This is a genomic window from Corynebacterium gottingense, from assembly GCF_002285125.1.
GTDB lineage: Bacteria > Actinomycetota > Actinomycetes > Mycobacteriales > Mycobacteriaceae > Corynebacterium > Corynebacterium gottingense.
The window spans coordinates 310,417-322,939 of the sequence record NZ_NSGN01000001.1; the positions used below are offsets into that span (position 1 = coordinate 310,417).

The following is a 12,523-nucleotide window of genomic DNA, read 5'->3' on the forward strand; positions in this document are numbered from 1 at the left end:
TTACTCGTCTCCTGCTTCTTCGTACGCAGCGTCGACCAGCTCCTGCTCGGCAGCCGGTGGCGCTTTGAACTCAATTTCTACCACTGCCTTCGGCATTTCGGAAACCAGGCGGGTTTCCACGCGCGGCTGCTTGGCGCCGCGCTCGATGAGCACGACACGATCCTCAGCATCGTTGAGCGCACCGATGCGCCACGTCTCCTTCTTTCCGTCGGCGTCCAGCAGGGCGACGGCACGGCCACGGTTCCGGCGCCAGTGCCGCGGCGCGGTCAGCGGCATGTCCACCCCGGGCGTGGTCACTTCGAGTGTGTAGCCGGCGCCGAAGTTGAGGTCCCCGGCGGACTCGTGGGCGTCGAAAAGCTCACTGAGCTCGTTGGAAACGACCTCCAGCTCGTCCAACGTGGGGTGCTCGTCGCCGTCGAGGGCGATGACCACCTGTGATTTCTTGCCTGCGCGCACGGCGCGGATTTGCTCAACGTCCAGGTCGTGGTTGCGCGCGATGGGGGCGACAATGCCCTCGAGCTGCTCGGGTGTAGGAAAAGCCATGGCCCCCACCCTATCGTGTACGGTTTTCCGGGTGAAGAAACTCGTCGCCCTCGCTCTGTCCGCCCCCGTCGCGCTTTCGCTCGCATCCTGCGACGCGCTCGATGTGGTCGGGCCGCGCCCCAACGCCGACCTCGTCGCGCTCGCCCAGCAGGCAGTCGCCGATGAGCAGGCGCTTGGCGACGCCCCGCTCGCCCACACCCGCGCCATGCAGGCACAGCAGCTGTTCGACGAGGTTGAGCGCCTCTGCGGCACCACCGAGTCCGGCGAGTTGCCGAGCACCTGCAAGGTGGAACGCACGCCCGGCGAGTCGGCGGGCAACCCCGACGAGGTGTCCGCGGCCGACCACGCGGCGGACGCGCTCACGGAGGCAGCCGCGGACGTGCCGGAGGAATCCGTCGCGCTGGTGACCGCCCAGGCGATCGATCTGCGCATGGCAGCTGGAACGGAGCCCGCTGCAGACGCAGACAGCGCAGACGGCGCGGACTCCGAGATCACCAACGAGGCTGACCTGGACGCCGCCCGCGAGATGCTGCGCCGGGAATACGCGGCGCAGTACGGCTTTTCCATGGCCACTGCGTACGCGGACGACGCGCTTGACCAGCGCCTCGAGGCGCTGCGCGACGCCTCCGACGAGCGTGTGCGCGTCCTCGTCACCGCGCTCGAGCCCAGCGGCGACGTCCCGGAGGCCGCCCCGGGCTACGCATTCGAGGGCGTCCCGGCGCCTGCCGACGTCGCCTCCGCCGGCGCCTACACGCAGACCCAGCAGCAGGCGCTTGTGGATCAGTGGCGCGCCACCGCCGCCAACGCCGAGAGCCCCCAGTTCCGCCGCCTGGCTATTCAGCTCGCCGCGGAGGCGCAGGGGGCGTAGCCCAGGCAGGCTGGCAGGGCGGTGTGGCCGCCCCGGGCGCTACTGCGCCAGCTGCTCCGCGACCAGCTCGCGGACCTTCTCCACGATCTCGCCGGCCGGCACCTCGAGCGTTTCTCCGCCACGGATACGCAGCTCCACGTTTCCGTCCGCGAACGCGCGGCCCAGGATCACAATGAACGGCATACCCAGAAGCTCGGCATCCTTGAACTTTACGCCTGGGGAAACCTTCGGGCGGTCGTCGAAAAGCACCTCGAGGCCCGCGTCCGAGAGCTCCGCGGCGATCTGATCGCCAGCCTCGAGCGCTGCCTTGTCCTTGTTGGCCACCGCCACGTGGACCTGGTACGGCGCGATCGCGACCGGCCAGACCAGCCCCTTGTCATCGTGGCGCTGCTCGGCCACCACCGCCATCATGCGAGAGACACCGATGCCGTAGGAGCCCATGGTCGGCACGGCACGCTTACCGTTCTCGTCCAGGATCTGCACGTCCATGGCTTCGGTGTACTTGCGACCCAGCTGGAAGATGTGCCCCAGCTCGATACCGCGCGCCAGCCGCACGGTGCCGTTGCCCTCCGGAGCCGGGTCGCCCTCGCGGACCTCGGCGGCCTCGACGAAGGCGTCGACGGTGAAGTCGCGGCCGGCGACCAGGCCCACCACGTGCTTCTGCGGGGCATCGGCACCAGTGATCCAGCTGGAGCCCTCGACCACGCGCGGGTCCGCGAGCACGCGCACGCCGTTGGCCTGCAGCGCGCGCGGGCCAACGTAGCCTTTGACCAGGAAGTCGCTGTTTTTGAAGTCTTCGTCGCTGGCCAGCTCGAAGGTTGCCGGCTCGAGGGCTGCTTCCAGGCGTTTCTCGTCCAGTTCGCGGTCACCGGGCAGGAGGACGCCGGTGAGCTGCGGGCCGACCTTGTTGCCGTCCTCGTCCACCGCGCGGGGGTCGTCGACCTTGATCATCATGCACTTGAGGGTGTCAGAAGCTTGGGTGGGCGCGCCGTCGATAAGCACCTGCTCCTTGTTGGCCCACTCGACGAGCGCGTCGATGGTCTCGGCGGCCGGGGTGTCGTACTCCTTCGCCTCCGGCTGGCCCTCGATCGGGGTCGCGGCCGGCGGGACCGTGATGACGGCCTCGACGTTCGCTGCGTAGTCGCCCTCGGAGGAAACGACGAACGTGTCCTCGCCGTTCTCACTGTAGGCAAGGAACTCCTCGGACGCAGAACCGCCCATAGCGCCAGAGGTGGCCTTACAAATTTCGTAGCGGATCCCCACGCGCCCGAAGATGCGCTGGTAGGTCGCGCGGTGCTTGGCGTACGACTCGTCGAGGCCCTCATCCGACATGTCGAAGGAGTAGCTGTCCTTCATCACAAACTCGCGGCCGCGCAGAATTCCCGCGCGCGGACGCGCCTCATCGCGGTACTTGGTCTGAATCTGGTACAGCGTGACCGGGAAGTCCTTGTAGCTGGAGTACAGGTCCTTGACCGTCTGCGTGAACATTTCCTCGTGCGTGGGTCCGAGCAGCATGTCGGCGCCCTTGCGGTCTTTGAGACGGAACAGGTCATCGCCGTACTCGTCCCAGCGGTTGGTCGCCTCGTACGGCTCCTTGGGCAACAGCGCGGGGAAGAGCAGCTCCTGGCCGCCCATCGCGTCCATCTCCTCGCGCACAACGCCCTCGATCTTGCGCATCGTGCGCAGACCCAGCGGCAGCCACGAATACACGCCCGGCGTGGCACGGCGGATGTAGCCGGCGCGAACGAGCAGCTTGTGGCTGGGGACTTCGGCGTCGGCGGGGTCTTCGCGCAGGGTGCGCAGGAACAGCTGAGAGAGGCGTGTAATCATGCGCACAATCCTAGCGCTAAGGTGGTGAGCCATGCTGATCGTCCTCCCGCCTTCCGAGACCAAAGCGCCCGGCGGCCAGGACGCGCCGATGAGCGTGTCCTTTCCGGCGCTCGACCCGATCCGCTCTGACCTGATGAATGACCTCGCGGCGCTCCCGGTCGAGGAGATGATGGCCGAGCTGAAGATCCCCGCTTCGAAGCGCGCGGAGGCGGAGGAGAATCTGCACTTGGCCGAGGCACCGGTGATGCCCGCCATCTTCCGCTACACGGGCGTGCTTTTCGACGCCCTGTCCGCCCCCACCCTCCCCACCCCCTGCCTGGAGCGCTTGGCGGTGGGCTCCGCGCTCTTTGGCGTCGTGCGCGCTGGCGATATGATCCCCCGTTACCGGCTCTCCGGCGGTGCGCGCCTTGGCGGCGCCACGCTCAAGTCCCGCTGGGGCACCGCAATTACCGACGTCCTCGCAGACTTCCCCTTCGTTGTCGACCTCCGCTCCGGCACGTACCAAAAGCTCGGCCCCGTCCCCGGCGCAGCCACCGTGCGCGTCGAATCCGTGCAGCCCGACGGGTCGCGCAAGGTGGTCAGCCACTTCAACAAGCAGTACAAGGGCGAGCTCGCCCGGGCTCTCGCGCTTCACGACACCACCGTGACCTCCCCCGACGACGTCGCCCACGTCGCCGACGTCGCAGGCATGACCGCGGAAGTGCACGGCACCCAGGTCACGTTGGTGGTGTGACTGTCGTGCGAATGTGGCTGTGACGGTGCGTGACGGCGCGTGACGGCGCGTGACGGTGTCCGTCAGGCGACGCTCCCGTACGTCTCCGTGAGGTTGAGCATGCGGGTGACGGCAGTGAGGAACGCGTGGGCGTCGGCAAGCAACTGCTCCGGTGACGCGCGCACCACGACATAACCGGCGTTCTGGAGGTGCTTCTCGCGCTCCCGTTCCTCGCGGATAGCTGCGTCGGTTGGGGCGAAGGTGGTCCCGTCGTATTTTTGCGCGCCGTCGATCTCCACGATGAGGCGGCCGCGCAGCAGGTCCGCCATGTACAGGTTGGGTGGGACGGCGATGCGCGCGTTGACCTGCCAGTCGCCGATTCCCGCCTGTAGCAGCAGCGCGCGGGCATAGGACTCGTAAGGCGACAGCGAATTGTCCACCGCATGCGCGATGACGTGGCGCAATGTCGAGATGCCACGGACTGGGCCCAGCCTGGCCGCAGCCTCTTCGACACGGTGGCGCGGCACCCCCTCGCGGAGCAACCAGTCCATCGCGACGAGTCCTTCTGCGAAGCCATGACGCAAAGCGATCTCGAACACGGTGGTCAGCGGATCCGTCGTGCGGAGACGATCGAAGCTGCGCGGTGCAGTAATTCCTGGCGACCTATCCCGGTACACCACACCCAGCGGCCACTGCTTCCGAGACGGCGCCTTCCCTCGCTGTGCTACCAGCTCCACCGGTTCCGGCGTTGTGGCAATTACCCAGATACCGAGGAGACGCGCCGCCGATCTCCCGGACAACACGGCTTTCGGTACTGTGCAACCGACCGCGTAGGCCGCCAGCCAGCGTTTCTCGTGATAGCGCAGCTGCTTCCATTCCGTCACGCTGATGAAAAACCGCGTTGACACCTTATGGAACGCCACCGGACACCTCCGGTATGCGAGCCAATCGTGTTTCCGCTTCCTATCCATGAGCTTGTTCGCCAGCTCTCGCTTCCTCCCCGAATCCATACTGTCGTTTCTATCAGATAGCGTCTATTTCGTCTACCGGACGGGGTTTCTTCTTCCATACCGAGGGTGCAAATGGCGCTAGCTCCATTTGGCCGTCGGGTGGAATCGCGACCTGGGGTTTCTCGCCGCGACGCATTGCAAATGGCGCTAGCTCCGTTTGGGGTTCGCGCCAACTCGCGACCTGGGGTTTCTCGCCATGACGCGTTGCAAATGGCGCTAGCTCCATTTGGCCGCCAGGCGGGATCACGACCTGGGGTTCTCATCGCGATGTTTTGCAAATGGCGCTAGCTCCATTTGGCCATCGAGCGAGATCGCGACCTGGGGTTTTCCACACGCGCGGCGCACAAATGGCGCTAGCTCCGTTTGTCATCCGCACCTCCTCCCGCCTACGCTCACCTCATGCAAGCCCGCAAATACTACGCCGCCACGGCCTTCGTCTACCTCGCCACGCTGGCGTACATGCTGCTGCGTTGGGACTCCATCCCGGACCCAATCCCGGTGCATTTCGACATCGCGGGCAACCCCGACCGGTACACGCCAAAGACGTTTTTCGGCGCGACTGCCTTGCTCTGGATCGGCGCGGTCATCTCGGCAGCAGTCGCCTGCTGCGTGCCGCCGCACGCCATGGTTCGTCGCACCACGGATGTACCGAGCACCTCCCCGGTCCCGTTTTCGGAGGCCAACGCGGCACGTGTCGAACTACTCACCGATAAGACGGCCACCTTCGTCTCCCAAACCATCTTCGGCATGGCGGTGTGCACGTGCCTGAGCGCGCTTTCGTCAGCCGGCCTCACGCCGTTCAACTGGCTGCTCCCCGCAGTCTGGATCGTGTTCACCATCGGCGTCGTGGTGCTCGCCATCGCGTTTACTGTCAGTGCCAGCAAGCAGGTCGAAGCACTCCCGACAGACCAAGACGAGCAGACCCGCAACGAGCACTTCCGCTACGCCGGCGGCATGGGCATCTACAGCGAGCCGCAGGACCCGGCGCCGATCGCGGTATTCCCGTCCAACCCGAGCAAGCTGCAGATCAACACGGCGCACCAGCACAGCCGCCGGTACCTGTGGCGGATGGGCATCGCGCTCGCGGCATCCATAGTGGCCTGCGTCGTCTTCGCCGCTGTCATGTAAGCGAGACTGATATGCGCCCGTTCCACCTCCTCGTCTCCATGCTCGCTGCCGTGGCCCTGTCCGCCTGCCAGTTTCCCGGACAGGACCAGCCGACGGTGACCAAGATCGTCGACGGCGACACCCTCGACGTCAACCGCGACGGGGAGACCGTGCGCGTCCGCCTGCTCAACATCGACACTCCTGAACGGGGTGAGTGCCTCTACCGGGAGGCCACGGACCGGCTTACCGAGCTCGCCCCACCGGGCACCCGCGTGCGTCTCGAGCACGACGAGGAGCGCCAGGATCGCTACGGCCGCGAGCTTGCCGCTGTCTTCGCCGGCGACATATTCGTCAACGAGCAGCTCGCCGCCGAGGGTTTGGCTCGCGCGGTGACCTACGAGCCGAATCACGCCTACACCTCGCGCATGGAGTCCGCCCAGGCCCGCGCCCGTACTACTCACCTTGGTATCCACGCCGTGCCGACCGAGTGTCTGTTGCCCACCGACACTGCCCGTCGCGCGTACGAGCTCCACGCCGAGGACCCGCGGCACCAGGCGTTTTACCGCGACGTGATGCGCGACGCTGTCAACGCCACCCCCAACTTCACGTACAAGGACCAGGCCCTGGAGTTCATCGACGGCCTAGACTAGTGCCATGGAGCAATCGCTTATCGACGCCCACGAGATCCTCACAGCAGCCAACCACGTCGAAGTCTTCACCGGCGCCGGCATGAGCGCCGACAGTGGCATCGCCACGTACCGGGATGCGGTAACTGGGGTGTGGGAGCGTGTGGATCCGGTGGCGATGGCGTCGATAAGCGCATGGCACGACGACCCGGAAACGATTTACGCCTGGTACCTCTGGCGGGCTCAGCTGTCGCAGCGCGCCGAGCCGAACGCCGGGCACCGGGCAATTGCGGCATCGCGCGGGATGACGGTGACGACGCAGAACATCGACAACCTGCACGAACGAGCAGGTAGCGAGGATGTCGTGCACCTACACGGCTCACTATTCGCCTTCCGTTGCACCGACTGCGACACCCCGTACGAGGAGCCGATCGCGCTGCCGGAGGAGCCGGTTGAGCGGATCGCGCCGCCGGAGTGCCCGGTGTGCGGCGGGCTCGTGCGCCCGGGCGTGGTCTGGTTCGGCGAGGCGCTGCCGCAGGACGAGTGGGCCGAGGCAGAACGCCGCATGAAGACTGCGGATGCGCTGCTTATCGTCGGCACCTCTGGCGTGGTCTACCCCGCCGCGGGCCTGCCGTTGATGGCGCACGCGCGAGAGATCCCGATCGTGGAGGTCACGCCGCAACCGACGGACCTCTCGCACCTGGCCGACGTGGTCGTTCCGGCCACCGCGGCGGAGGCGCTGCCGCGGATCCTGCAGGGGCGGATCAATAGTGGTAGCGAGCTTGCAGAATAATGAGCGTTTCGCCTTCAAGGATGTAAACCAATCGGTGCTCTTCGGTGATGCGCCGTGACCAGGCTCCGGCAATACCGTATTTCAGCGGCTCCGGCTTACCAATCCCCTCGAATGGATCACGCATCATGTCTTTGAGCAGTTGATTCACCCGTTTCAGGATCTTCCGATCCTTCTGCTGCCAGTAGAGGTATTCCTCCCAAGTGTATGGCGTTCAGGCGAGCTGCATTCATGCATCCAGGTCGATGTCATGCGCGACGGCTTGACCACTACGCGCCTGTTCGTAGGATTCCAAGAGCCGACGCACGTTCGCTGGAGAACTGAAGAGATACGCGGTCTCCACCCAGGAGGAATAGTCCTCCGCGGACATCAGCACCGCGTTACCGCTACGGGAAACGATCTCGACCGCGTCCCGGTCTTGGTTCACCTTCTCAATGAGAGGGAGCAGGGTTCGGCGAGCTTCCGAAGCACTGATAGACATTTACTACCTCCAGATCGTTGTACCACCCATGGTTCGCCCTACCGAGCCCGCAGCACAGTAAACGTCGCGTCGCGAGCGACCTGCTCCACCTCGCCGAAACGGCGCTCCACCTCCCCGCGGTAGCGCAGGTGCGAGTTATGCACCACGTACAGATCGCCGCCGGGGGCGAGCAGGCGCGCGGCGGCGTCGAGGAGGTGCTGGACGAGCGTGGCGTCGATGGTCGTGCCCGCGTGGAAGGGCGGGTTCAGCGCAATGGTGTCGAACGACGCGTCCGGCAGCTGCGAGCCGGCATCATCCCAGGTGGCCTCCAGGCCGACGGCGCGGGCAGAAAGGACCGCGTCTGCGTCCGAATCTGTGGCGATCGCACCCTCGAAACCCCTGCTCACCGAGCCGTTGCCGCAACCGAGGTCCAGCAGGCGACCAGGCGCGTCGGGCAGGCACGAGCGCAGCAGCTCGCCGCCGCGGTCCGGCTTGGCGCCGGAGAAGACGCCGCCGATGGCTACCAACCCCCGCTGCGAAACTGGCTCGTACGTGACCTCGCGCGCCCCCGACGCCACCAGGCACCGGAACTTGCCGTGCCCCCGCGATCCGTGGACGTTTTCAAAAGATTCCGCCAGCACCGAGTTCATGCCGCGTGAGAGGTGCTTGTTGTTCGCCCCGAGCACCAAGCGCGCCTCGGCGAAACCTGCGCCTGCGATGCTGCGGGCGAGGTAGCCCAGGCGGGCCAGGGACTTCGGCATCTCGCCGAGCCCGACCGCGACGTCGGCACCGGAACCCAGGCCGGCGAGCAGCTCGTCCAACCGCACGTCGCGAGCAATCTCCGCGCCGAGCGCCGACGCAGCCTGGCTGCGCGCATAGTCCGGGTCCAGAAACAGCACGCGAGTACCCGTCGCCACGGCCTGACGCGTCAGATCCAAGGTCGGGTCGTGGCAGATAAGCAACGTATCCGGCGCACAATCGGCAAGCGCCGTGTCCCAGATCAGGCTATCCAGCGCTCGCAAGACCAGCGACCTCCCCAATCACGTACACGGCGGGCGAGGCGATCCCTTCGGACTCCATCGTATCGGCCAGCGTCGACGCGGTTGCGCGCACGACGCGCTGCGAGGCAGTCTCGCCTTCCTGCACGGCCACTGCCGGCGTCGAAGAGGGAAGCCCCGCGCCCACCAGCGCCGCGGCGATTTCGCGGACGTGGCGCACGCCCATGATCACGCAGATGGACCCGCCAACCCGTGCGAGCGCCTCCCAATCCACCAGCGACTTCGGGTTCGACGGCGCGAGGTGCCCGGAAACCACTGTGAAGGAGTGCGTCACCCCGCGCTGGGTCACGGGCACACCCGCGGCTGCGGGTACTGAGATCGCGCTGGTCACGCCCGGCACCACTCGGCACGGCACCCCGGCGGCCGCGCACACCTGCAGCTCCTCGAAACCGCGGCCAAACACGTACGGGTCCCCGCCTTTCAGGCGAACGACGCGCTTGCCCGCCAGCGCGTGTTCCACCAGCAGTTCATTGGTGCGTTCCTGGGCGACCTGTTTGCCGTAGGGGAGCTTGGAGACGTCGATAAGCTCCTTGCTCGACACGTCCAGGAACTCCTCAAGCTGGCTGGCGGGGCCGAGGTGATCGGTGAGGATCACGTCGGCGGCTTCGAGCGCGCGCAGGCCGCGGATGGTCAGGAGGTCCCATTCGCCCGGGCCCCCTCCGACGAGTGTGACTTCTCCGATGCTCATAGGCTCCCAGTCTAGGCTGGGACCATGCATCAACCCACGCTTGCCCATACGTTCGCCGACGCGCTGCCGGACATGGCGGTGCCGCTGCCTGGCACGCAGGTTCCGGGCGCGGAGCTCATCGTGCTCAACGAGCCGCTCGCCCGCGAGCTCGGCCTCGACCCCGACTGGTTGCGCAGCCCAGAGGGCGTGGCGTGGCTCGCCGGATCCGCAGGCGGGCACGCCACCGCGTATTCGGGCCATCAGTTCGGCCAGTTCGTGCCAGTGCTTGGCGACGGCCGCGCGCTCCTCCTCGGCGACATAGGTGGCCGCGAAATCCAGCTCAAGGGATCGGGGCTCACCCCGTTTTCCCGCCCCGGCTCCGACGGGCTCGGCGCCATCGGCCCGATGCTGCGCGAGTACCTGATCAGCGAGTTCATGCACGCCATCGGCATCCCCACCACGCGCTCGCTCGCGGTGCTTCGCACCGGCGAAACGGTCGTCCGCCAGCAAGGCCCGGTGCCCGCGGGCATCGTCGTGCGCGTCGCCACCTCCCACCTGCGCGTCGGTTCCCTGCAGTACGCGGCGCAGCAGTCGCGCGACCTGGTCGGCGACGTCATTGCCGCCGCAGGCTTCGACGGGCCCGCGGAGCTGCTGGATACCGTGATCGACCGCCAGATCGATCTGGTCAACCGGTGGATGCGCGTCGGCTTCGTGCACGGCGTGATGAATACGGACAACGTGGCACTGTCCGGCGAGACGATCGACTACGGGCCGTGTGCGTTCACGCAGCGGTTCGACGGCGCCGCGTCGTTCTCTTCCATCGACGCGCAAGGCCGCTACGCCTTTGGCAACCAGCCGGGCATCCTGGCGTGGAACATGGTCCGCCTCGCGGAGACGCTGCTGCCGGAGCTGGGCCAGGAGCAGGCCCAGGAGATCTTGTCCACACTGCAGACGCGGTGGGACAAGGCCTGGAGCCACTACGTCGGCGCGCACGCGGAGGGTTTGATGCTCGCGCAGGACATCACCACGTACAACCGGGAACACGGAATGCCTTTCGGCGGCACCGAGCCCAACAAGGACGGCACGTATCCGGGCCCCATCTATATTCCCCGCAACCACATGCTGGACGCGGCGATCACGTCGGCGGAACGCGACGGGGACGTCGCTGCCTACCTCGCGCTGCTGCAGGCGGTGACGCATCCTTACGACGAGGCCGCCGGCGAGGAGTGGATGGCCCAACCGGAAAAGCCGGGGCCGTTCCGTACCTTCTGCGGTACGTAAACGGCCCCGGCCGGGTCACGCCGGTGGGGTGACTACTTCTTGTCCTCGAGCTTCAGCGTCTTCTCGGTCCAGGCCCACTGCTTGTCGTAGGCCTCCTTGTTGTCCTTGAGGGACTTGCCGTAGGTGGGGAACATCTCGTGGAGCTCCTCGCGCCACTCGATCATCCGCTCACCGAAGCAGCGCTCGAGCAGCTCGAGCATCGCGGACGGGGTGATGGATGCGCCCGGGGACGCACCGAGGATGCCGGCGATGGAGCCGGACTGGTCGTTGACCAGCGCCGTCCCGAACTCGAGGGAGCCGAAGGATGGTGCCGGCGCGGGCTTGATCACCTGCACGCGCTGGCCCGCGACGACGACCTCCCAGTCCTTCGGGTCGGCCTCCGGGTAGTACTCGTGCAGGACGTCCATCTTGCCGTCGAAGTCGCGGAAGACCTCCTCCACCAGGTACTTGACCAGGCCGAAGTTGGTGGCCGCAACGCCCAGGTAGGACGGGATGTTGTCCGGGCGGATGGACTTGAACAGGTCCAGGTACGAGCCCTTCTTCAGGAACTTCGGGGTCCAGCCGCCGTACGGGCCGAAGAGCAGAGACTCCTCGCCGTCAATGACGCGCAGGTCCAGGTGCGGCACGGACATCGGCGGGGCACCGACCTTCGCCTTGCCGTAGACCTTTGCCTTGTGCTGGGCGACGAGCTCCTGGTTGGTGGTGCGCAGCCACATGCCAGAGATGGGGAAGCCGGCGTAGCCGCGGACCTCGGGCACGCCCGCCTTGCGCAGCAGGTCGAGCGCGTAGCCACCGGCGCCAACGAAGACGAAGCGGGCACGGGTGACCTTCTTGTCACCCGTGTGCACGTTGCGCACGGTGACCTTCCAGAAGTTGCCCTCGCGCTTGAGGTTGGTGACCTCGTGGCCGTAGCGGATTTCGGTGCCCGCCTGGGTGGCTGCGTCGAAGAACTGGTTGCACAACGCGCCGTAGTTGATGTCCGTACCCGCGTCGGTCCAGGAGATCGCGACGGGCTCGGCATCAAAGTCGCGGCCCTTGGCCATCAGCGGCAGTTTCTCGGCGAACACGTCCTGGTCGTCGGTGAACTGCATGTTGGGGAACATGTGGTTTGCAGATAGCGCGTCGTAGCGGCGACGCAGGTAGTCAATCTGGTCGTCGCCCTGCGCGAAGGAGACGTGCGGGACCGGGTTGATGAACTCGCTCGGATCGCCCAGCACGCCGTGCTCGATCTGGTGGGACCAGAACTGGCGGGAGACCTGGAACTTCTCATTAATCGCCATCGCCTTGGAGACGTCGATGCGGCCGTTCTTCTCCGGCGTGTAGTTCAGCTCGCACAGCGCGGAGTGGCCGGTGCCGGCGTTGTTCAGCGCGTAGGAGGACTCCTGCGCAGGCCCCTCGAGGCGCTCGTAGATCACCTGGGTCCAGTTTGGCTCGAGCTGGCGGAGCATAGCGCCGAGTGTCGCGGACATGATACCGGCGCCGATGAGGAGGACGTCCACCTCATCGTCGTAGCGGTTGGCTGCTGTATCAGACATCGTGATTTCCCTCATTCACTGTGTATTCATTGCGAG

13 protein-coding genes and 1 pseudogene are annotated in these 12,523 nt (G+C 66.4%); 6 read left to right on the forward strand and 8 right to left on the reverse strand.

Going from position 1 to position 12,523, the window contains the following annotated elements; genetic code table 11:
• Nucleotides 1-543 carry a ribosome maturation factor RimP gene (gene rimP, locus CKJ82_RS01500; protein ID WP_095536738.1) on the reverse strand — a complete coding sequence of 181 codons (543 nt, stop codon included), beginning with the start codon at nucleotides 541-543 and terminating at the stop codon, nucleotides 1-3.
• Between the two features lie 31 nt (nucleotides 544-574).
• Here rimP and CKJ82_RS01505 point away from each other — a divergent pair, with 31 nt between their 5' ends.
• Nucleotides 575-1,411, forward strand: coding sequence for a hypothetical protein (locus tag CKJ82_RS01505; RefSeq protein ID WP_095536739.1), 837 nt, complete (start codon nucleotides 575-577; stop codon nucleotides 1,409-1,411).
• Nucleotides 1,412-1,450: 39 nt separating this feature from the next.
• On the opposite strand, the gene CKJ82_RS01510 is transcribed toward CKJ82_RS01505, so the two are convergent.
• Nucleotides 1,451-3,241: a proline--tRNA ligase gene (locus CKJ82_RS01510; RefSeq protein WP_095536740.1), complete on the reverse strand. Its 1,791-nt coding sequence runs from the start codon at nucleotides 3,239-3,241 to the stop codon at nucleotides 1,451-1,453.
• Between the two features lie 31 nt (nucleotides 3,242-3,272).
• Between CKJ82_RS01510 and CKJ82_RS01515 the strand changes: the two genes are divergently transcribed.
• A complete protein-coding gene (locus CKJ82_RS01515) occupies nucleotides 3,273-3,974 on the forward strand; it encodes a YaaA family protein (RefSeq protein WP_095536741.1) in 702 nt (233 codons plus the stop codon).
• Between the two features lie 62 nt (nucleotides 3,975-4,036).
• Here the strand turns inward: CKJ82_RS01515 and CKJ82_RS11720 are convergent, their stop codons facing one another.
• Nucleotides 4,037-4,504: a DUF559 domain-containing protein gene (locus CKJ82_RS11720; protein WP_165765352.1), complete on the reverse strand. Its 468-nt coding sequence runs from the start codon at nucleotides 4,502-4,504 to the stop codon at nucleotides 4,037-4,039.
• 858 nt (nucleotides 4,505-5,362) lie between these two features.
• On the opposite strand from CKJ82_RS11720, the gene CKJ82_RS01525 reads away from it, so the two are divergent.
• Genes CKJ82_RS01525 through CKJ82_RS01535 form a run of 3 tightly spaced genes read left to right on the forward strand, consistent with a single transcriptional unit; the run spans nucleotide 5,363 to nucleotide 7,489 of the window.
• Entirely contained in the window at nucleotides 5,363-6,091 is a 729-nt protein-coding gene (locus CKJ82_RS01525) for a DUF1648 domain-containing protein (RefSeq protein WP_095536743.1), read from the forward strand.
• 11 nt (nucleotides 6,092-6,102) lie between these two features.
• Nucleotides 6,103-6,720, forward strand: coding sequence for a thermonuclease family protein (locus tag CKJ82_RS01530; RefSeq protein ID WP_095536744.1), 618 nt, complete (start codon nucleotides 6,103-6,105; stop codon nucleotides 6,718-6,720).
• A gap of 4 nt (nucleotides 6,721-6,724) precedes the next feature.
• Nucleotides 6,725-7,489 (forward strand): NAD-dependent deacylase, encoded by a 765-nt coding sequence (locus tag CKJ82_RS01535; protein WP_095536745.1) that lies wholly within the window; start codon nucleotides 6,725-6,727, stop codon nucleotides 7,487-7,489.
• On the opposite strand, the pseudogene CKJ82_RS01540 reads toward CKJ82_RS01535, so the two are convergent.
• The 4 genes and pseudogenes from CKJ82_RS01540 to cobA all read right to left on the reverse strand — a co-directional run.
• A pseudogene (locus CKJ82_RS01540) lies at nucleotides 7,461-7,688 on the reverse strand (Txe/YoeB family addiction module toxin); the annotation flags it as partial. The gene CKJ82_RS01535 and the pseudogene CKJ82_RS01540 overlap by 29 nt on opposite strands.
• A gap of 27 nt (nucleotides 7,689-7,715) precedes the next feature.
• Complete coding sequence (locus tag CKJ82_RS01545) at nucleotides 7,716-7,967, reverse strand: type II toxin-antitoxin system Phd/YefM family antitoxin (RefSeq protein ID WP_095536746.1); 252 nt, start codon at nucleotides 7,965-7,967, stop codon at nucleotides 7,716-7,718.
• Nucleotides 7,968-8,005: 38 nt separating this feature from the next.
• Nucleotides 8,006-8,968, reverse strand: a complete 963-nt coding sequence (locus tag CKJ82_RS01550; RefSeq protein ID WP_095536747.1) for a class I SAM-dependent methyltransferase — start codon at nucleotides 8,966-8,968, stop codon at nucleotides 8,006-8,008.
• Nucleotides 8,952-9,692 carry a uroporphyrinogen-III C-methyltransferase gene (gene cobA, locus CKJ82_RS01555; protein WP_095536748.1) on the reverse strand — a complete coding sequence of 247 codons (741 nt, stop codon included), beginning with the start codon at nucleotides 9,690-9,692 and terminating at the stop codon, nucleotides 8,952-8,954. Before cobA ends, CKJ82_RS01550 begins: the two co-directional genes overlap by 17 nt.
• 24 nt (nucleotides 9,693-9,716) lie before the next feature.
• Here cobA and CKJ82_RS01560 point away from each other — a divergent pair, with 24 nt between their 5' ends.
• Nucleotides 9,717-10,952 carry a protein adenylyltransferase SelO family protein gene (locus CKJ82_RS01560; RefSeq protein WP_095536749.1) on the forward strand — a complete coding sequence of 412 codons (1,236 nt, stop codon included), beginning with the start codon at nucleotides 9,717-9,719 and terminating at the stop codon, nucleotides 10,950-10,952.
• A 32-nt stretch (nucleotides 10,953-10,984) separates the two neighbouring features.
• On the opposite strand, the gene mqo is transcribed toward CKJ82_RS01560, so the two are convergent.
• Complete coding sequence (mqo, locus tag CKJ82_RS01565) at nucleotides 10,985-12,487, reverse strand: malate dehydrogenase (quinone) (protein ID WP_095536750.1); 1,503 nt, start codon at nucleotides 12,485-12,487, stop codon at nucleotides 10,985-10,987.
• Between the last annotated feature and the right edge of the window lie 36 nt (nucleotides 12,488-12,523).

Coding starts and splice junctions, on each gene's coding strand:
- mqo (WP_095536750.1), bottom strand. CDS start 12,487: ATGTCTGATACAGCAGCCAACCGCTACGACGATGAGGTGGACGTCCTC.
- CKJ82_RS01535 (WP_095536745.1), top strand. CDS start 6,725: ATGGAGCAATCGCTTATCGACGCCCACGAGATCCTCACAGCAGCCAAC.
- cobA (WP_095536748.1), bottom strand. CDS start 9,692: ATGAGCATCGGAGAAGTCACACTCGTCGGAGGGGGCCCGGGCGAATGG.
- CKJ82_RS01525 (WP_095536743.1), top strand. CDS start 5,363: ATGCAAGCCCGCAAATACTACGCCGCCACGGCCTTCGTCTACCTCGCC.
- rimP (WP_095536738.1), bottom strand. CDS start 543: ATGGCTTTTCCTACACCCGAGCAGCTCGAGGGCATTGTCGCCCCCATC.
- CKJ82_RS01515 (WP_095536741.1), top strand. CDS start 3,273: ATGCTGATCGTCCTCCCGCCTTCCGAGACCAAAGCGCCCGGCGGCCAG.
- CKJ82_RS01545 (WP_095536746.1), bottom strand. CDS start 7,967: ATGTCTATCAGTGCTTCGGAAGCTCGCCGAACCCTGCTCCCTCTCATT.
- CKJ82_RS01560 (WP_095536749.1), top strand. CDS start 9,717: ATGCATCAACCCACGCTTGCCCATACGTTCGCCGACGCGCTGCCGGAC.
- CKJ82_RS01510 (WP_095536740.1), bottom strand. CDS start 3,241: ATGATTACACGCCTCTCTCAGCTGTTCCTGCGCACCCTGCGCGAAGAC.
- CKJ82_RS11720 (WP_165765352.1), bottom strand. CDS start 4,504: ATGGACTGGTTGCTCCGCGAGGGGGTGCCGCGCCACCGTGTCGAAGAG.
- CKJ82_RS01530 (WP_095536744.1), top strand. CDS start 6,103: ATGCGCCCGTTCCACCTCCTCGTCTCCATGCTCGCTGCCGTGGCCCTG.